At 40.2% G+C, this 19581-nt stretch carries 12 protein-coding genes and 1 pseudogene; 9 read left to right on the top strand and 4 right to left on the bottom strand.

Going from position 1 to position 19581, the window contains the following annotated elements:
* Window positions 1–303: 303 nt before the first annotated feature.
* Window positions 304–1380, bottom strand: a complete 1077-nt coding sequence (locus FNZ24_RS15560; RefSeq protein ID WP_153915651.1) for a methyltransferase — start codon at window positions 1378–1380, stop codon at window positions 304–306.
* A 160-nt stretch (window positions 1381–1540) separates the two neighbouring features.
* Here FNZ24_RS15560 and FNZ24_RS15555 point away from each other — a divergent pair, with 160 nt between their 5' ends.
* Window positions 1541–2083: a GNAT family N-acetyltransferase gene (locus FNZ24_RS15555; RefSeq protein WP_153915650.1), complete on the top strand. Its 543-nt coding sequence runs from the start codon at window positions 1541–1543 to the stop codon at window positions 2081–2083.
* Between the two features lie 184 nt (window positions 2084–2267).
* Here FNZ24_RS15555 and cysK read toward each other — a convergent pair whose 3' ends face one another.
* Complete coding sequence (gene cysK, locus FNZ24_RS15550; protein ID WP_153915649.1) at window positions 2268–3233, bottom strand: cysteine synthase A; 966 nt, start codon at window positions 3231–3233, stop codon at window positions 2268–2270.
* A 363-nt stretch (window positions 3234–3596) separates the two neighbouring features.
* Between cysK and FNZ24_RS15545 the strand changes: the two genes are divergently transcribed.
* Together FNZ24_RS15545 and FNZ24_RS15540 are read left to right on the top strand one after the other, a co-directional pair.
* Entirely contained in the window at window positions 3597–4718 is a 1122-nt protein-coding gene (locus FNZ24_RS15545) for a beta-ketoacyl-ACP synthase III (RefSeq protein ID WP_153915648.1), read from the top strand.
* A gap of 20 nt (window positions 4719–4738) precedes the next feature.
* Window positions 4739–5971 (top strand): response regulator, encoded by a 1233-nt coding sequence (locus FNZ24_RS15540; RefSeq protein ID WP_153915647.1) that lies wholly within the window; start codon window positions 4739–4741, stop codon window positions 5969–5971.
* Window positions 5972–6196: 225 nt separating this feature from the next.
* Here the strand turns inward: FNZ24_RS15540 and FNZ24_RS15535 are convergent, their stop codons facing one another.
* Together FNZ24_RS15535 and cysZ are read right to left on the bottom strand one after the other, a co-directional pair.
* On the bottom strand, window positions 6197–8551 hold the full coding sequence (locus tag FNZ24_RS15535; protein ID WP_228768514.1) for a carbohydrate binding family 9 domain-containing protein: 2355 nt from the start codon (window positions 8549–8551) through the stop codon (window positions 6197–6199).
* 239 nt (window positions 8552–8790) lie between these two features.
* Window positions 8791–9555 carry a sulfate transporter CysZ gene (cysZ, locus tag FNZ24_RS15530; protein WP_153915646.1) on the bottom strand — a complete coding sequence of 255 codons (765 nt, stop codon included), beginning with the start codon at window positions 9553–9555 and terminating at the stop codon, window positions 8791–8793.
* Between the two features lie 186 nt (window positions 9556–9741).
* Between cysZ and FNZ24_RS15525 the strand changes: the two genes are divergently transcribed.
* From FNZ24_RS15525 to FNZ24_RS15500, 6 genes and pseudogenes are all read left to right on the top strand, one after another.
* Window positions 9742–13179 carry a chromosome segregation protein SMC gene (locus FNZ24_RS15525; RefSeq protein WP_153915645.1) on the top strand — a complete coding sequence of 1146 codons (3438 nt, stop codon included), beginning with the start codon at window positions 9742–9744 and terminating at the stop codon, window positions 13177–13179.
* 20 nt (window positions 13180–13199) lie between these two features.
* Window positions 13200–14339, top strand: coding sequence for a cell division protein ZipA (gene zipA / locus FNZ24_RS15520; protein ID WP_153915644.1), 1140 nt, complete (start codon window positions 13200–13202; stop codon window positions 14337–14339).
* Between the two features lie 69 nt (window positions 14340–14408).
* Complete coding sequence (gene ligA / locus FNZ24_RS15515; protein ID WP_153915643.1) at window positions 14409–16415, top strand: NAD-dependent DNA ligase LigA; 2007 nt, start codon at window positions 14409–14411, stop codon at window positions 16413–16415.
* A gap of 212 nt (window positions 16416–16627) precedes the next feature.
* Window positions 16628–17089 (top strand): annotated as a pseudogene (locus FNZ24_RS15510) (DUF2919 domain-containing protein); the annotation flags it as partial.
* Window positions 17090–17366: 277 nt separating this feature from the next.
* Window positions 17367–18560 carry an HD-GYP domain-containing protein gene (locus tag FNZ24_RS15505; RefSeq protein WP_153915641.1) on the top strand — a complete coding sequence of 398 codons (1194 nt, stop codon included), beginning with the start codon at window positions 17367–17369 and terminating at the stop codon, window positions 18558–18560.
* A gap of 109 nt (window positions 18561–18669) precedes the next feature.
* Complete coding sequence (locus FNZ24_RS15500; protein ID WP_153915640.1) at window positions 18670–19506, top strand: SDR family oxidoreductase; 837 nt, start codon at window positions 18670–18672, stop codon at window positions 19504–19506.
* Window positions 19507–19581: the final 75 nt, after the last annotated feature.

Below are 19581 nucleotides of genomic sequence, written 5' to 3'. Positions count from 1 at the left end.
TTTTGTGTAACTCAATTGTTGGGGTTTTGAGGGTCGCGTTGGGGTTGGTTGTATTGTCTACAATTGCAAATGTTACAAACTGCATCATTTTTACGGTGAAAATTTAATGTTGCGTAATTGATTTTGTGAAGTTAATCACTATTTAACAATCGCTCTGGCTACTATAAATGCTGGGTTTGTTGAGTGTGATAATGAATGGGGTCACAGCTAAAATGTTAAAAAAGCCCACGTATGGGCTTTATTAAAAATTAACATGTTAAAGATTGTTGAGTTAATTTGGGCTTAATTAGTTTTAACTGGGTTTTAGTTTGGTTTTACTTTACAGCGTAATAAAGTGTGTCCTAATCCAATATTATCGATGTCTTCATCTACATATAATCCAGCTTCACTGATCATTTTTAACATATCTTTACTGTGATACATGCGGCTGTAACCATTAGCAATTGCTGTAAAGTAAAGCGACGTTGCGTTAACGCAATAAGCGCCAGCTTCATAGGGTTGCCTATCCCAATAAGTTTCTAGAATGCATAGTTCGCTATTAGGTTTCATTGCTGCCACGGTGCGTTTTAAAATAGTCACGATTTGCTGTTTAGAAAAACAATCTAGAAATTGACTCATCCAGTATAAGTCTGCACCTTGGCAAAAGGGCTTTTTGTCATCTAACAGATCGGTTTCAAAAGGGAGTACTCGCTCAGCAACTTTATTAGCACGTGCATTCTCCATCGCAACCGCTAACTGGCCTGGTAAATCCATGATGGTGACTTTGACCTTGCTATCGAAACTCGTACAGGCAAATGCCCATTTCCCTGTATTTCCACCGACATCGACAATGTGTTGCGGCTTGGATTTGAAAATGAGTGGAAGCAGGCTGTCAAATGCATGATCAGAGTAATAATGGTCAAATTCGAACCAACTGCGTTTGATTTGCTCTGGCAGTTGGCTTAAACCTGGGTAAATGGTTTCCCAATCGCCTAAATGCTTTAATCCAGCTGCATTACCTTGTTTTAATGATGCTTCTAGCTCGAATAAACCCTGATAGCATACGTCATGAATAAAGTTTAAATTTTTAGATGCCATATCATCATGGAGTAAAAAATGACCGGTTTTGTCTAAATGATAATGGTCATCTTTACACCAAAATAGCCCCATACTGAGTCCCATATCTAGCAATACATGAATTGCATATTCCGACAATTCGTTTGCTTCAACGAGTTGTTGCAATGTTATACCTTCATCGCCAGTGGTATCGACTTGCTCAAGAATGCCGAATTGACTAAGACAGCGTGCGACTTGAAAGCTAACTGGTGCAAAGGCAATTTTTTGGGCTTCAAATTTTGCATCAAACGCGGAGATTTTTTTAGGGGATTGGTAAAAAGACATAAAATGAGTCAATTTCTAGGTGAGAGGGTAAAGTACGGCGATGTTAACAAACGCCATCAAATAAGAAGTTGATCCAGCTCATGTGTTGAAATAAGACCTCATTCTGTAATGATGTAATCATGTAAATAGGATTATTCTTTCAAAGGGAATGCAATAAGGATTGTTAATTATTACCACGCAGAGACTAACACTCAGAGAGTTCACGTTAGAAGATGCTGAATTCATTTATCAGCTAATGAATTCACCACTGTATCTAAAGTTTATCGGTGATAGAAATATCAAAAACCGAGTTGATGCTAAGACTTTTTTATCGACCAAGCTTATTCCAAGTTATCAGCTTCACGGTTACGGTTTATACGCTGTTATTCGCAATCAAGATGACTGCTTGATAGGCATGTGTGGTTTAGTGAATCGAGATGGACTTGAGCACACAGATATCGGTTTTGGTTTTTTACCGCAATATATCGGGATGGGCTACGGATATGAGTCGGCAAGAGCAGTAACGCATTATGCTAATGAAACCTTATCACTTTCGCCTATTTGGGCAATTACCCATCCGCAAAATACCGCATCGATTAAATTATTGATTAAGCTTGGTTTATTGTATCAGCAGCACATCTTATGGGGTGATGATCAAGAACCGATATTACTAATGAGCACGCATGAAGTCAGTTCTGGTGAGATGAATAGTCTGGTGAAATGATTAGTGATAAATGAGATGAATAACCTGTTTCATCTTATTTATTTAAGGGGGATTGGGTGGTATTTAGCTTAATCAATGAGCCTTTAATACCATGTACTATCAAGCACTATCACTCACAATAAAGCCCAGCAATTGCTGGGCTTTATTACAACAAATAACCAAAAAGGTGAGTTATGGTTAATCGTTATTGAACGTTTTCGCTGTCGCCAAATGCACCTGCAAATAATGCAGATGATAGGTAACGTTCTGCCGCAGATGGCAGAATGACAACAATGTTCTTACCAGCAAACTCAGGCTTTTCAGCAATGCGGTTTGCGGCTACAACTGCTGCACCAGAAGAAATACCGACTAAGATACCTTCTTCTTCCATTAAGCGGCGCGCCATTGCGATTGCGTCATCGTTGCTTACTGCTTCAACAAGATCAACCATATCTAAATCTAGGTTACCTGGGATGAAACCTGCACCAATACCTTGGATTTTGTGCGGTCCAGGTGTTAAGTCTTGGCCTGCTTTTGCTTGTGCAATAACAGGAGAGTCAACTGGCTCAACAGCAACAGACACAATATCTTTGTTATGTGCTTTTAAGTAACGGCTAACACCCGTAATCGTACCACCAGTACCTACACCAGCAACAAATGCTGCAACTTCACCGTCAGTATCATTCCAGATTTCTGGACCGGTAGTTTTTTCATGGATTTCTGGGTTAGCTGGGTTGCTAAATTGCCCTAGGATAAGGTATTTAGCAGGATCAGATTGACGAATTTCTTCAGCTTTATCAATCGCGCCTTTCATTCCTTTAGCGCCTTCAGTTAACACAAGGTTAGCACCTAATGCCTTAAGCAACTTACGACGCTCAAGACTCATGGTGTTTGGCATGGTTAGGGTTAGTTTGTAACCACGTGCAGCAGCAACATATGCTAATGCAATACCTGTGTTACCTGAAGTTGGCTCAACTAGCTCGACTTCTTTAGTTAGGGTGCCTTTTTTCTCAGCATCCCAAATCATGTTTGCGCCAATACGGCACTTAACACTAAAACTTGGGTTACGTGCTTCAACTTTGGCTAACACTTTACCATTGCTTACTCGATTAAGGCGCACTAGTGGGGTATTACCTAGCGTATATGAATTGTCTTCGTAAATGTTGCTCATGGTTTGCTCCTATGTTGGCATTGTCTAATGATAATCGGTTTAGGGGTCTTTAACAGTGATAGTTTGTTATTCGTTATTCCTTTTAGTTATTAAACTAAACTCATTTATAATAATAAAGCATCTGCTTATATAACAATGTCTTAGTTAAGCACGCTAATTGAACTTGGATGGTCTGACCATCAGTAAATCATTAATTAGTACTTAGTGATCGGCATATAAGGTAATAGACTGATGTTACAAAAGCGCAATTTATCTATGTCTATTGACGCCTTATATAGTTAATAAGAGTCTGGTTAGGTCAATCTTGTTTTAAATTTAAAGATAAGTTGTTGTTTTAATAAATATAGATACGGCAGATATAATATGAATAAAGTGGTAATTTCTGGAAGTGGTTTATACACACCTCCACACAGTGTTAGTAATGAAGAGTTAGTGGCAAGCTTTAACACTTATGTTGATGAGTTCAATGTTCAGCATGAGGCTGAGATTGCGGCGGGTGAAGTCACTGCGTTATCTCATTCTTCTGCGGAGTTTATTGAAAAAGCGTCTGGGATTAAAAATCGCTATGTCATGGTTAAAGAGGGCATATTAGATCCAAAAGTGATGATGCCACTGATTAAAGATATGCCATCTGAGGCTTTATCAATGCAAGCAGAAATTGGCATTAAAGCGGCTAAAAAGGCGCTTGAGCAAGCTCAATTGAGTGCTGAGAATATTGATTTAGTCATTGTTGCCTGTGCTTATACTCAGCGCTCATATCCTGCTATTGCGATAGAAATTCAACAAGCAATGGGAACTAAAGGCTTTGCTTATGACATGCTAGTTGCATGTTCTTCGGCAACATTTGCCATTGTTAATGCGGTGAATGCGGTTCAGTCAGGTACGGCTTCGCGAGTATTAGTGATTAACCCTGAAATATGCTCTCCACAAGTGAACTACCGTGACCGAGACAGCCATTTTATTTTTGGTGATGTGGCAACCGCTGTAGTGGTTGAAAAAGCTTCGATTGCACAGTCAGAACATGCATTCAATGTGCTATCAAGTCAGTGCTTTACTGATTACTCTAATAATATTAGAAGTAATTTTGGTCATATAAATCGCTGTGATCCAGACAATGCGCAAAATAGTGATAAGTTATTTCATCAGCAAGGCCGTAAAGTATTCAAAGAATTGCTGCCAATGATCTACCAACATTTAGATAAGCAGCTAGCGCAAGAGCAAATACAAGCTAATGAATTTAAACGCTTATGGTTACATCAAGCGAATATTAATATGAATATGTTTGTAGTTCGTAAACTTCTCGGTGATAATGTTACAAAAGGTAAAGCTCCAGTAGTATTAGATGAATATGCTAACACTGCGTCAGCCGGGTCGATTATTGCATTTCATAAATACAATCAAGATTTTAAAACCGGCGATTTAGGGCTCCTGTGTTCATTTGGTGCTGGCTATTCTATTGGGAGCATCATTCTCGAAAAGACCTAATAGTAAAATGGGTGAATTAATTGCGAATTCTGATTGTTGAAGATAACGAAGCGGTATCGAAAGTCCTTCGGCATTTATTAATGCAAGACTTGCATTGTGAAGTTGACGTTGCAGCTGATGTATCATCAGCCAATGCTTTATTGGAACAGCATAAATACTTTGTGGTTGTTGCAGAGTTAAACCTTCCAGATGCACCAGATGGCGAAATCGCGCAACTGGTGCTGATGTCTTATCAAACTCCTTGTATCGTTTTATCTTCAAACTTAGACTCTCGTCAGCGTAAAAAATTACTGAAACTCGGTATTGCTGATTACGTACTGAAAGAAAATCGTTTTAGCTATGAATATGTAGTGAAACTGGTTGCTCGCTTAGATCAAAACCAACATGTAAAAGTATTGGTAGCCGATGATTCTGTTGTAAGTCGTAAATTCGTTAAAGTGCTGTTAGAGCAACAGTTATTTACAGTCCTCGAAGCTTGTGATGGTGCTGAGGCTATTCAAGTATTAAACGAAACACCAGACATTCAGCTGCTCATCACTGACTACAATATGCCTAATGTCGATGGTTTTGAGTTAATTCTTAAAGTGCGTGAAAAGTTCAGCCGAGAAGATTTAGCTATTATTGGTTTATCAAATGACACTGATGAAAGCTTGTCAGCTCGTTTCATAAAAAATGGCGCCAACGATTTTTTACAAAAACCTTTTGTTCATGAAGAGTTTCATTGCCGAGTATTAAATACCTTAGACTCTCTCGATATGCTGCGTAGCCTTTGGGAACAAGCTAATAGAGACTACCTGACTAAAGCATATACTCGTCGCTACTTCTTTAAACAGCACGAAAAAGATGTCAGTGAAGCAGGTCAATTTGCTTTAGGCTTGATTGATATCGACTTCTTCAAAAACGTCAATGATACCTACGGCCACGATGTGGGCGATCAGGTTTTGTTTGAGTTTGCTAAGCGTTTGAAAACTGCATTTGGACAACACTTTACTGTCGCGCGTTTTGGTGGCGAAGAATTTGTCGTGGCATTTAAAGGCCTCGACGGTGAGCGCGCTTTTACTGTGATGGATAAATTTAGGCAGCAACTTGCTGGGCAGCCATTCGCTACTGATGCTGGTGAATTAACCGTTAATTTCAGTTGTGGAATAGCGAGTGCTGAAAACACCGATATCAATCTAGATACTATATTACATCGCGCTGACTTGGGGCTATATGAAGCTAAAGAAGCTGGACGTAATCGCGTGATTTATTAATGGAATTTAGTTGAAAAACGCACATTAAAAAGGACTGCTGAGCAGTCCTTTTTTTGTTGGTGTATTTTAACTCTCACATTGAAAGCCGTATTGTTTATGTAACTATGAGTTGATAAACCGTGGTTTATTTAGGGGGCTTATTACAGCTAAACCTAAATCTAAACCTAAACCTAAACCTACATCTTCAACCACATCCGCACCTTAAAGAAATACCTACAGCAAAACCTACAACAACCAAGCGTAGCTGACCTTCATAAAGTAGGTTTCATCTCTTTTGGTTAATGAGTCAATATCATCATCTGCAATTAACCCATCTGAATAACCAACATAAAATACACTTTGCGGATTGAGTTTATAACCGTATAAAATCTCATTGCCTAATTTTTGATACTGCTCATTTGGTGTTTGATATTTGTATAAATCAGGGTCGCGTTCAATATCGGTGTAAACACTGGTTAAACGTAAAAAGCTATTTAATGTGATTTGCCAGTTAAGACGCAAGTCAGTTAAATTTGCGGTAAATAAACGGCCTTCATCAACATCTAAAGCTTGGTATTTATGGTTCACATCTAAAATAACTGACTCAGTAATTTTCCACTCAAAAGCGGGATTAAACATAGTGACAGTGGCTGGTCGATCGTTTGCATAATCAATGTCATCGCCATAGTTGACATCTAACTCAAGCTTTAACGATTCAATTGGCACAAAGTTGGTATAAAACCACATCAAGTCAATGGTATACATGGTGGTATTGTCATCAATTGCTAAAGATGAGGAGTCTTGGCGGCGACCAACTCGGTCTTTATGAACATAGCCACTGGCAATATAACTCTGCCAACCACCATTAAGCCTAATTGCAGCTTCGGCTTCTTGCTCTATTTTTTCATTATTTTGGTTATGGGTAATATCCCAGTCACCACCAAAATCAATTTTGTTAAAAAAGCTATTTGTTGGATACCAATAGTAATTACCGCCAGCAACAAACTTACTAGCATCAATGCGTTCAATAAAACCTAAGTCAGCTCTAAAATCTTCGCCAATTGATTCGAAACGAGAAAAGGCACGCCAATTACGTCGGTCATGGTCATAACTGATGCGATACATACTGTCAGAAAAGTTATCTTGTTTTTTGGTACGCAGAACACGCTCGTTATAGTCACAATTGCCTGTTTCACATTCCTGTGGTGGTGTTGAGCAATCATCGCCGTTACAAAACTGCTGGAAAAAGTCTTCAGGATATTCGGTGTCGGAAAACACATACTGAGCAGTAAAAGTGTCTTGCTCAGTGGGTTGCCATTTAGTATCAAAACTGGCGACATAGTTATGGTAATTGTCAGACTGTTTTGCTGTGACTAAACCACCAAAAGATAATGTTTTACTTGGGTCAAATCGGTAACGTGCGGCGAGGTTATAGCTTTCTTCATCAATGGTGGCGACATCAGAGCTTAAATTTCCAGGTACCAGAAACTGAGTTTGTTCATCGTTGGCGGCAAGTACAGCTAGCGTGTGATCATCTGTTTTACTGGTGATCTTCACCCCATAATCAGGCGAGCTGATATTTCGGGTATGTAATAAGCTGAGTTGGGTATCAAAGTAATCTTTGTTATCTAAGAAGAAAGCCCGCTTTTCAGGGTAAAACAAAGCAAAGTTATTATTGACATCTAGCTGTCCTGAATCGGCTTCAACTTGAGAGAAATCAGGATTAATGGTGGCGTTTAACAATGTTGTTGGGGTGATCCCCCAGCGTAGGTCGAGACCAACTTCAACATTATCGTCATCTTCCCAAGGCTGACTAGGGTTTAACTCTCGTTGGCTGTTACGTGCTCCAACTATCGAAGGGGTTATTTGTATATCTTGTCCTTGTTGAGCGCCCGCAAGACCAGTAACAGTTCCAAGCTGACATAACTGACACGACACATTTCGGTCAATTTTGTGGCTAGATATTCTATGGGTCTCATTACGAGGATAAAAACGGACTAATTCAATTCCCCAAGTTTGGATATCTTTACTGTCATCAAAGTTAAATAACCTTAAAGGCAGTTCAGCTTCAACTTGGTATCCCTTTGGCGTAATTTTGCCACTGCTGTACCAAATGCCATCCCATGCATCGCTTTCTTGACCGGTAAGTTCATTTTCTATCGAATCGTTTTGGACGCCATAAGGGTTGATAAAGAACTGATAAGCCAGACGCGCATTATTAAACGTATCAAGCTTGATACCCACTTGATCGTCGCCCCAAGAATTATCTCGGTCACGTAGATTGGCTCTTATTTTAGTTGGGTCAATATCATGAGCAATAAAGGCAACAAATAAACTGGTTTCTGTGGCAAAAATTTTAGCATCAGTGGTTACTGGCGCTGCAATGTTCTCACCTGGTGAGGTTTCATATTTAAGCTGCACATTAGCCGCTTGCTGCCATTGTGGTTCGGATAAGTCGCCATCTATCTCAACACCTGTAGACAAGGTCGGAATAGTGACATTGAATTGTTCTGGGTTACCAGCTAATACAGGGGCTGATAAAGTGCTGCTCGCCAATAACAATCCAGCTGAAAGAGTCTGAATAGAAAAGATTTTGTTCACAATGCACGCTGATTTTTATGTAGTTTGAGCAATTGTCGCAAAAACTTACAATAAGGTCGTTAATTATTTGTACGATAATGGTTTCAAATTGTTACAGAGGTTGTTGCTGAAAGTTATTATTGAAGGTTTGGTGTAGAAGCTTTGGTTTTAAAGGTTTGGTATCGAGAATTTAGCGCAATAAAAAGCCCCAACGTGAAGTCAGGGCGTTTACTCATTTCTAATGAAGTGGTTTTTAAAACTTATTCAGGTGCTATCTCAGGGTGTTTGTAAGCTTCACGATATTTGTCAACCCACATGGCTGTAGCGCCACAAATGGCCACTGGCATCACGATGAAGTTAACAATCGGGATCATCGAAAATAATGTCACGGTTGCGCCAAAGGTATAGCTGGTGCCTTTAGTTTGACTTAAAGCAAATTTCATATCGTTAAATGGTACCTTGTGATTATCAAACGGGAAATCACAATACTGAATCGCCATCATCCAAGCACTAAACAAAAACCATAAAATCGGCGCAGCGGTTTGGCCAACCACAGGAACGATAAATAAAACTAAAAAGATTAATGCTCGTGGCAAATAGTATTTAAGTTTTATCCATTCTCGGCCAAGAATACGAGGCAGATCTTTGATTAAGTCGATAGTCGTGCCAGAGTTTAATGACTTGCCTGTTAGGTGCATTTCGACTTTTTCAGCCAATAAGCCATTAAATGGTGCGGCAATCCAGTTCATCACTGAGCTAAATACAAATGACATCACTACCAATAAGCTAATAATTGCCAGCGGCCATAGAAAGAAGTTAAGCCAGGTAAGATATTCAGGAATTTGGCTGTTCATCCAGCCAAAAAGCTCATCTAATTTGCCCACAGCAAAATAAATAGCGGTTGAAAATAACACCAAGTTAACCATTAAAGGAATGAATACAAAGGTACGAAGGCCTGGCTGTTTTATCAGCTTAAAGCCATCAATAAAATAGTTAACGCCACTTTTTACGGGTTTGACTGCCATCTAATACGTCCTTGAAAAAACTGCTTATTACTGATTGTGGTGATGCATTGGTCGGAAAACAAGCCTTAAAGTGTGTTTAAGTCATAAAAATCGTTACAAAATGCAGCGTGATTGGTAAAGTTAGTAAAATGTCTTTGTCAGACTAATTGATTATCTTTCATCCTTACGGACGACCACACAAGCAAAATGCGATTAAAACAAATAAAACTTGCTGGCTTTAAGTCGTTTGTTGACCCCACCAAAATTCCCTTTAACCAACCTTTAACGGCCATTATTGGTCCGAACGGCTGTGGAAAATCCAATGTGATTGATGCTGTTCGTTGGGTGTTAGGGGAAAGTAGTGCCAAGCATTTACGTGGCGACTCGATGATGGACGTTATTTTTAACGGTTCAAGCGCCCGTAAGCCTGTATCTGTCGCCAGTATCGAGCTTAGTTTTGAAAACCTAGATGGTAGATTATCTGGTCAATATGCCAGTTATCAAGAGATTTCAGTTAAGCGTCAAGTGAGTCGAGAAGGTGATTCGAATTATTATTTAAATGGTCAGAAATGTCGACGTAAAGATATTACCGACCTATTTATGGGTACAGGGCTTGGACCACGCAGTTACGCCATTATTGAGCAAGGTACCATTTCAAGGCTAATTGAATCTAAGCCTCAAGAACTTCGAGTCTTTATTGAAGAAGCCGCCGGAATATCTCGTTACAAAGAGCGTCGCCGCGAAACCGAAAACCGTATTCGTCATACTCGAGAAAACCTTGAGCGATTAAGTGACATTCGGTTAGAACTTGGTAGTCAATTAGAAAAATTAGATCAACAAGCTCAAGCTGCAAAGCAGTACCGCGAGTTAAAACAGCAAGAACGAGATTTACATTCACAGTTGCTAGTGATGCGTTATCAAGAACTGCAAAATCAAACGGGTGTGATTGATAAAGAAATGCAGCAACTTGATGTGAATATCGCATCAGCTAATGCCGATGGTGAAAGCACCGAACTGACCTTGACCCAATTAAAAGCCCAATTAGCTGATTTATCTGATTCAGAACAAAATTTGGTGACTCAGTTTTATCAAGCTGGCACTGAAATCGCTAAACTAGAACAACAATTAAAGCATCAGCAGCAACAAGACTCACAACTTGAGAAACAGCTACAAGAATTTATCAGTCAGCAAAAGTTAGCGACTGAAGAATTGCAGACGCTGACGATTCAAGAGCAGCAGTTTAAAGCTGAGGTTGCTCAGTTAACGCCATCACTAGCGCTTAGCGAGGATGAGCTGCAAATCATAGATGAACAGTTACATGATATTGATGAGAGTGCGGCAGACTTACAACAACATTTAAGTGTGTTATCAGATGCGGCCTCTAATGCCAAAATGGAAGCGGCATTAACCCAGAATAAACTGCAGCATCAACAATTATCTTTATCTCAGCAGCAACAGCAATTAATTGAGCTAAAAGCCGAGCAGCAACACAATACTGATGAAAATAGTCAAACTGAATTAACCCAGTTAGATGCGCAGATCAGTGGCCTTACGCAACAACTTGAAATAGAAGATGAGATAAAGCATCAACTCACTGAAGAGTTAGAAGACAAACAAGCTAATTTACAACAAGTGAGTGAGCAATATCAGCAAAATAAGCAGCACTTAACATCAATAACTGCCAGGCATGAGTTAATTGACCAGTGGTTAAGCAACAATGAGCCTGATGACAGCAAAGCGCTTTGGCAAGTTATTGAAGTCACCCCAGGTTGGGAGCAGGCTGTTGAGCTGGTGCTTCAAGGTGTATTAAATACTAGAGTGTTGAGCGCTGATGCGAATGACGCCAATGGTGATTTAGGTTTTACCATTGATGATTCACTTGCGGGTTTAACTGAGCAATTCAGCGCACCGGTCAATCTTAACCCTTGGTTATCTCATGTGATTTGGGCAGAAGATATCAACCAAGCTAAACGTTTACTTGAAACCACTGCAGTAAAAGATAATTCGGCTATCGTTGCCAGTAAAGATGGTTACTTATTAGGTCACGGCTTTGTTATCAGTAAAACTGAAGGTAAGCAGTCAGAACTTGCTTTGAAAAATGAGCGCCAGCAGCTATCTGTTCAAATCGATGAATTACAAGCTCAGTTAGTGAGTGAACAAGTATCTGTGAGTGAACTTACTCAACAAGTGGCTGATGTCCATGCACAAATGTCTGCTTCTCAAGCTAAATGTCATCAAATGCAACTTGAGTGCAGTAAGCTCGATGCCCAAAGCCAAAGTTTGTTAAAGCAGCAACAGCTAAATCAGCGTAGAAGAGTGACTCTTGATGAGCAAGTCGCAAGTTGTGTGAAGCAAATATCTGTTGCCAAGCAACAAATTGAGCAATTAACTCTTGAGGCTGAGCAGCTTAACAACCTGCATAAACAACAACTGTCTGAGCAGCAAAAAGCCAATCAAGACTGGCAAACTGCCAGTAATCAATTGCGCGAATTTAAAACCAAACGCAGTCAACATGACAGAGACGTGGGGCAAATTCGTCAGCAATTACAAAATTTACAAACTAAAGCTGCAGTCACCCAAGCTCAATTAGTTCAACAGCAGCAGCAATGCGAACGATTAGTTGAGCAAATTAATCAGCTGAACTTATCTCAGCAACAAAGTAACGAAAGTTTAGGTGATAAACAGCTTGAGCAACTGCAGCAGCAACTCTCAAAGCAATTAGACATCCAGCAAGCAAAGCAACAATTGTTAAATTCAAATCGCACTCAACAGGCAGAGTTACAAACTCGACTAGATAGTGCGGTATTGATTCAAAAACAACAGCTTGGTGGCCTTCAAGACTTGACTCAAAAGCTCAGCGGGTTAAAGTTACGTCGTGAAGGTTTAAAAGGTCAGGCCAATGGCCAGTACCAATTACTTGAAGAACAACAGATAAATATTCAGGCGGTGCTAAAACAGATCCCTGAAGCTGCCAAAGTCAGTGTTTGGCAAAAAAAACTTGATAAAGTACGAGCAAGAATCAGTCATTTAGGGGCGATTAACCTTGCCGCAATTGAAGAGTTTGAGCAGCAGAGCGAACGTAAAGCTTATTTAGATAATCAAGATGATGATTTAAATAAAGGTTTAGCGAGTCTTGAAGAAGCCATCCGTAAAATCGATAAGGAAACTCGAAGTCGATTTAAAATCACATATGATGCGGTGAATGCTGACTTATCAAAACTGTTTCCAAAAGTCTTTGGTGGAGGTAAGGCTTACCTTGCGTTAACTGATGATGATTTACTCGAAACGGGTGTGACAATTATGGCGCAACCACCAGGTAAGAAGAATAGTACAATTCACCTTCTTAGTGGTGGAGAAAAAGCGTTAACCGCTTTATCATTAGTATTTGCCATATTTAGACTGAATCCAGCACCTTTTTGTATGCTAGATGAAGTTGATGCACCTCTAGATGATGCCAATGTTGAGCGCTTTTGTCGCTTACTAAAAGAGATGTCACAGAGTGTGCAGTTTGTTTATATCAGCCACAATAAAATTACTATGGAAATGGCTGATCAATTAATAGGTGTCACTATGCATGAACCTGGAGTTTCACGTATAGTCGCAGTAGATATCGATGAAGCGGTGGCACTTGCCGACGCGGAATAAACAGGATTACAGGGTCACCAATGGAAGATTTTCAACTGGTTTTGTTTGTACTAGGTGCAATAGCAATTATCGCAGTACTAGTTCATGGTTTTTGGTCAATTCGTAAACAACAACCTAAAACCCTCAAAGACAACCCAATGACAGGGTTTTATAAAGAACAATCACAACAGCGAGATTCTCAAGGTTTTGATGCTGACGGTATTGGTGAAGTCAGACGCGTTAAAAATGAAAATGAACCAAACAGCGACACAGAGCAAGCGCCAGCAATGCAGCCTCTGTCTGCTCATAACGATGTTGAAGTCAATGAAGCGGGCTCTAAAAAAGGCATTGGGTTACAAAATCAATCAGCAGTTAATGCTCAAGCTCCTAGCTACAATCCTGGGCGCACAGAACCAGTATTGCAGGCTGGTGGCACTGAAAATCAAGCTCCTATACATTCTCAAGCAGCAGAGCCTCAGCCAACAGCAGAACCTATCATTGATACGGTAGCGCCAACCATTGAGCCACATATTCCAACTCAACAAGCGTTGTTTGCTGAAGATAGTTTCGAGTCATCTCAGCCATCAGTTGCCCAAGCTGATCCTCAAACTATTCAGCAACAATCCACAGAGACCTTTGTTGATCAAGAGCCAGCATTAGTAGCAGAAGCATCTTCTGAATTTGGTGCAGAACCTCAAGTAGAACAGACTGCGCCAGTTGCAAAGTCAGTTACAGCTGAGCCAGTAAAAGAAGCTGAAGAGCCATTAGGCGATCCTCAAGATGTATTGGTACTACATGTGGTTGCCCGCGAAGGTGAGCAGTTACATGGTGCTGAATTATTGCCATGTCTATTGTCATTAAACTTTAAGTTTGGCGATATGGATATTTTCCACCGCCATTTAGATAATGCTGGAAATGGCAAAGTGCTGTTTTCAATGGCTAACATGTTAAAGCCAGGTGTATTTGACCCTGATAACATGGAACAATTTGTAACCCAAGGCGTGGTGCTATTTATGACGCTTCCTTGTCATGGCGATCCATTAATGAACTTCTCTATTATGCTTAACTCAGCGCAGCAACTGGCTGATGACCTAGGTGCAGAAGTGATGGATGACAAACGTTTAGCTTGGACAGAAACCAATAAACAACAATATTTAGCTAGAATTAGGGCAGTATCATAAACCTTAATTGATTCAACTTTTAAATGAGGCCGCGCTTGCGGCCTTATTTGTCTTTAGATGAGTGATTTTATGCAAGACATTAAAACCGAACTACAGCAGATCAGTACTGAACTTCACAGCCACAACATCCGATATTATGTTGATGATGCGCCTAGCATTCCAGATGCTGAATATGACCGATTAATGCAACGCTTAATCGCCATTGAAACAGCGCACCCAGAGCTTGTAAGTAGCGATTCTCCGACTCAAAGAGTAGGCGGCGCACCTTTGGCTAAGTTTGATCAAATTACTCACCTTAAACCTATGCTTAGTTTAGATAACGCATTTGAAGAAGCTGACTTTGAAGCGTTCAATAAACGTATTACCGACAAAGTCGATACCGTGAGTTATTGTTGTGAGCCAAAACTTGATGGTTTAGCTGTGAGTATTTTATACCGCAATGGAGTACTTGAGCGTGCTGCAACTCGCGGTGATGGCGCTGTGGGTGAGGATATTACTGATAATGTGCGTACTATTAATTCTGTACCGCTAAAGCTTCGTGGTGACAATTTTCCTGAGCTTTTAGAAGTTCGCGGTGAAGTTATCATGCCTAAAGCAGCTTTTGATGCTTTAAACGAGCGCCAATTAACTAAAGGTGAAAAGGCTTTTGTTAACCCACGAAATGCAGCGGCAGGTAGCTTGCGCCAGTTAGACAGTAAAATTACCGCCACTCGTGCATTGGGTTTTTATGCTTACGCATTAGGCGTGGTTGAAGGGGAAGACACACCTTTAGCTGACAGTCATTTCGGTCAATTAAACCAGTTAAAAGATTGGGGGTTACCATTAAGTCAAGAAGTGAAAGTGTGCAGCACTTTACCTGAAGTCTTTGCCTATTATGCTGACATCATGGCAAGACGTTCGGCTTTATCCTATGAGATCGATGGCGTAGTGATTAAAGTCAATGATATCGCTAAACAATCCACTTTAGGTTTTGTTGCGCGGGCACCACGCTGGGCTATTGCCTATAAATTCCCTGCTCAAGAAGAGATGACTTTACTTGAAGAAGTTGATTTTCAGGTAGGTCGAACCGGTGCTGTTACTCCTGTTGCGCGCCTTAAACCTGTGTTTGTAGGTGGTGTCACAGTCTCTAATGCCACATTACATAACGCAGATGAAATTGCTCGATTAGGCGTCAAAGTAGGCGACACAGTGATCATTCGCCGAGCGGGTGATGTCATACCGCAAATTGTGGCAATAGTACCTGAAAAACGCCCTGAAGATGCTAAAGATATTACCTTCCCGTCAGAATGCCCTGTGTGTCAAAGCTTAGTGGAGCGTCTTGAAGGTGAAGCGGTAGCACGTTGTAGTGGCGGCTTGTTTTGTGAAGCGCAACGTAAAGAAGCAATTAAACATTTTGCCTCACGTAAAGCACTTAATATTGATGGTATGGGCGACAAAGTTGTTGAGCAATTAATTGATAAAGAGTTAGTTCAAAGCCCAGCAGAATTATTTACCATCACTGCTTCAATGGTAACCATGCTCGAGCGTATGGCAATGAAGTCGGCAACCAAATTAATAGCCGCAATTGATGATGCTAAAACGACGACTTTATCGCGTTTTATTTATGCCTTAGGCATTCGTGAAGTCGGTGAGGCCACTGCTGCAAACCTAGCCAGCCATTATAAAACTTTAGAAGCAATTAAAGCTGCAAATGTGGATGAGTTAATGGAAGTTGATGATGTGGGCGCAATTGTCGCTAAGCATATTTCTCACTTTTTCGCTCAACCCCACAACCTAGAGGTGATCGACAAACTCATTGAAGCAGGAGTTAATTGGCCTGCTATTGAATCTGTTGATGAAGCAGAGTTAAGCCTTAAAGGTCAAACATGGGTATTAACTGGCACCTTAACTCAGTTAAACCGCAATGACGCCAAAGCACAGCTGCAAGCTATGGGCGCCAAAGTCGCGGGTAGCGTATCTAAAAATACAGATTGTCTTGTGGCGGGTGAAGCTGCTGGTTCTAAGCTTGCTAAAGCGCAAGATTTAGGGATAAAAATCATGGATGAAGAGCAGCTTTTGGCTTTATTGAATGGTTAAGTCAGTACTCATTACTAAGTAATCAGAACTCAATACTCAGTACTCAAAACTCAGTGCAATAATTCCTGCACCATAAATGAGTGGTTTGGGCGTTATTTACAGTGATATTACTGTTTAGATTTGGCATCTTGCTTGTTTTATGAGGTTTTGCCCTCATGTGTATTACACCAGCATCAGATTTTTAAATTTAAATCGCTAATAATAGGTATTCAGTGAATTTCAGTAATATCACTTGGCTAGATGAGAAAGGCCACATTAAACCGCCCATATTTCTGTATTTGATATTGATATTTCTTGCCCGTGGCTGGTGTGTCTTTGCTGCATCACTCACTCAGTTTAATGACCGGTCAGGTTTAGTTAGGTTATTTTATCCTGACAAAACTGACTTTCTAATGGCATTAGTGGCTGGTGTGGGCGCAGTTATTATCTATGGGTTAATCATTGCAGAAAGAAAACGCGCGCCTCAGTTTGCTAGGCCTTTATTTAATAAGATTAAATACGGACTTTGGCTATTATTAATAGTCGATGCCATAATATTAAATCAACGGCTTATGCATGATGACTTTTTGTTTCGGGTAAGCTTTGCATTAGATGCATTATTTATCTTTTGGTCATGTATTTATTTACTGAAATCCAAACGGCTGCATTATTACTTTGAAGATTGGCAGAAAGAAACCAATTATCAGCAAGCTGAAAGTGCGAAAGAACTCGCTCAAGCTGAAGAGTTAGATAATGTCGCCGATAATAGTAAACAATTGATTGAACAAGCAGTCGATGACCATCACATTAAGCATTACAATCGACCAAGAAATAGCAGTGCCTTGTCACAGCCGTTAACGCCAAATAGTGATGACAGAACGGACAAAAATGTAAAAGATTAAAATGATCAGGTTTAGTTTGCCTGTTTATTATTACCAATAGATTAAATGGATATTTCGAAGGTAAGTCATAGTGTCAAAAACGGAATCAATAAATATACCTTTGTCGCAATTGGTGGTTGGCTTAACGGTCAAACTGCCTCTGTCGTGGTTCAATAATCCTTTTTTCAGAAATAAAGTCCCTGTCACTTCTCAGGCAGAGATAGAATTAATTAATAGCTTAGATATTACTTATGTCACCGTTATAGGTGGGATGCATTTATTAGAAAGTAATGATGAGGCTGAAGAAATTGTAGTTGAAGAAGTGGTTCCTGAGTTTGATATCCAAGGGGCAATTAAAAAGTCAGTTCACTCTAGTCAGCAAAGATTCAATAAAGCCGCCAGTGATTTAAGGCCTGCTTTTAGTAAAGTGGTGAGCGACCCAGAAGTTTCGTATCGTGAATCTGCCACTGTGGTAGAGCAGTTAATGGCCCATCTTGGTGAGAGCAAGCAACCAGAAATAGTTTTCGTCACCAGCGTAGAGAAAGAGCCAAGTATCACTCAACATAGTGTATCAGTTGCTGTGTTAGCCATGATGATGGCAAATAATATTGGACTCAGTCACAGTGAGTTACGTGATTTAGCCCTAGGTTGTGTGTTTCATGATGTGGGTAAGCTAAAAATTCCTGATGTTATAAGGCGTAAGCGAACCGATTTAACAAAGGTTGAAGTCAATTATATGAAGACTCATCCCAATCTGGGCTATGAAATGCTTGATAGGAGTGGGTTATTTCCTGAACCAATGCTGGATATAGTACTGCACCACCATGAGTTTCTTGATGGTAGCGGATACCCTAATAAACTGACCGAAATCAAAATTCCCAAGCTTACTCAAATCGCTGCACTGGCAAATGACTATGCAGGTTTATTGATGAAGACAGGTTCGCCTCAAGTTGCGCTTGGCACTTTGTTCAAAACTCGAGCTGGAAAGCATGATAAAGATCTTATTCAGGTGCTAGTTAAAGTGCTTGGAATATATCCTCCAGGTTCAATCGTTACGCTATCAGATGGTTGTATTGCCAAAGTGATGATGACTTCACGGGATTCAAAAAAACCACACATATACAGTTGTAATGATCATGGTGGCCAAGCGTCTTTTCGCTGTTTAACCGATGAAGATGTGAATATTGTAGAAACTATCAAAATTGATACTTTATCTGAAAAAGTGATTAGCACGCTACAAGCTCAAAGTCCTGTCTGTTTTTACCTAAGCCATATAAAAGAATAGCCATATTTAAGACTCATCGAATGGCAAGCCTAGCTTTATAGCAATATGGACTTTTCTACGTTTGATTAACGTTCATATACTTCAAATATAAATAATGATGGAATAATAAATGAACAAAGTAGCAATTGTGGGTTGCGGCTGGTTTGGTTTACCTCTAGCTCTGCAATTAGTGAGTGATGAATACCAAGTCGCTGGCACCAAAACAACAGTGCAAGGTTGTGATGATTTAAGTCAGCAGGGAGTGATTGCTTATCAGCTCAACTTAACTCAAATCAATGATGAAACATTTGATCAAGAAGCTGATAGGCTATCTTCATTGTTTGAAGCCGATGCACTTATTGTAAATATCCCTCCAGGGCTTAGGCGTGGAGAGAGCCAATACCTTAATCATATCGAGCGTTTAAAGGCGCTTATTGGTAGCCGTCAATATCAGCGAGTCATTTTTATTAGCACCACAGGGGTTTACCCCTCAACCGATGAAGATATGCATGAAACTGATGCCCAAGCATATGATGATAAAAGTAAAATATTACTTGAGGCCGAATCACATTTCGCTGAAATGGAGAACGCTTGCATAATCCGCTTTTCAGGTTTAATTGGCCCTAAAAGGCATCCTGGGAAATTTTTTGCCGGAAGGCAAGATATTGCTGGTGGCAATGTCGCGGTAAACCTCGTTCATTTAGATGATTGCATTCAAGCGGTGAGTGTTATTCTCGCAGCGACAGCAAAAGGAAAAAACGTAGCAAGTATTTATAATCTTGCTGCTCCTAAACACCCAACTCGTGCAGAGTTTTATCGCCAAGCAGCGCTGCATTTGGGTTTAGATGAGCCTGAATTTAATCAACAAAGTATGCCGAGTAAAACAATTATCGGCGATTTAATTTGCCAACAGCTGGGTTTCAACTATATTCACCCTGATCCTGTCAGTATGCTCGACGCCTGCTAATAGGAATTGAGTTATCCTTTACATGAGTTGGTGGGTTTTAAGATTGGTATTAATTCATGTTCAGGTATAATAGCC

Source organism: Shewanella sp. TC10 (assembly GCF_009663145.1).
Taxonomy (GTDB): domain Bacteria; phylum Pseudomonadota; class Gammaproteobacteria; order Enterobacterales; family Shewanellaceae; genus Shewanella.
Note: the sequence above shows the minus strand (reverse complement) of the source record. Positions and strands in the feature narration are given on the sequence as shown.

What these genes read in the sequence shown, in the direction of transcription:
- ligA (WP_153915643.1), top strand. Translation starts at nt 14,409, where the DNA reads ATGCAAGACATTAAAACCGAACTACAGCAGATCAGTACTGAACTTCAC.
- FNZ24_RS15545 (WP_153915648.1), top strand. Translation starts at nt 3,597, where the DNA reads ATGAATAAAGTGGTAATTTCTGGAAGTGGTTTATACACACCTCCACAC.
- cysK (WP_153915649.1), bottom strand. Translation starts at nt 3,233, where the DNA reads ATGAGCAACATTTACGAAGACAATTCATATACGCTAGGTAATACCCCA.
- zipA (WP_153915644.1), top strand. Translation starts at nt 13,200, where the DNA reads ATGGAAGATTTTCAACTGGTTTTGTTTGTACTAGGTGCAATAGCAATT.
- FNZ24_RS15560 (WP_153915651.1), bottom strand. Translation starts at nt 1,380, where the DNA reads ATGTCTTTTTACCAATCCCCTAAAAAAATCTCCGCGTTTGATGCAAAA.
- cysZ (WP_153915646.1), bottom strand. Translation starts at nt 9,555, where the DNA reads ATGGCAGTCAAACCCGTAAAAAGTGGCGTTAACTATTTTATTGATGGC.
- FNZ24_RS15525 (WP_153915645.1), top strand. Translation starts at nt 9,742, where the DNA reads ATGCGATTAAAACAAATAAAACTTGCTGGCTTTAAGTCGTTTGTTGAC.
- FNZ24_RS15500 (WP_153915640.1), top strand. Translation starts at nt 18,670, where the DNA reads ATGAACAAAGTAGCAATTGTGGGTTGCGGCTGGTTTGGTTTACCTCTA.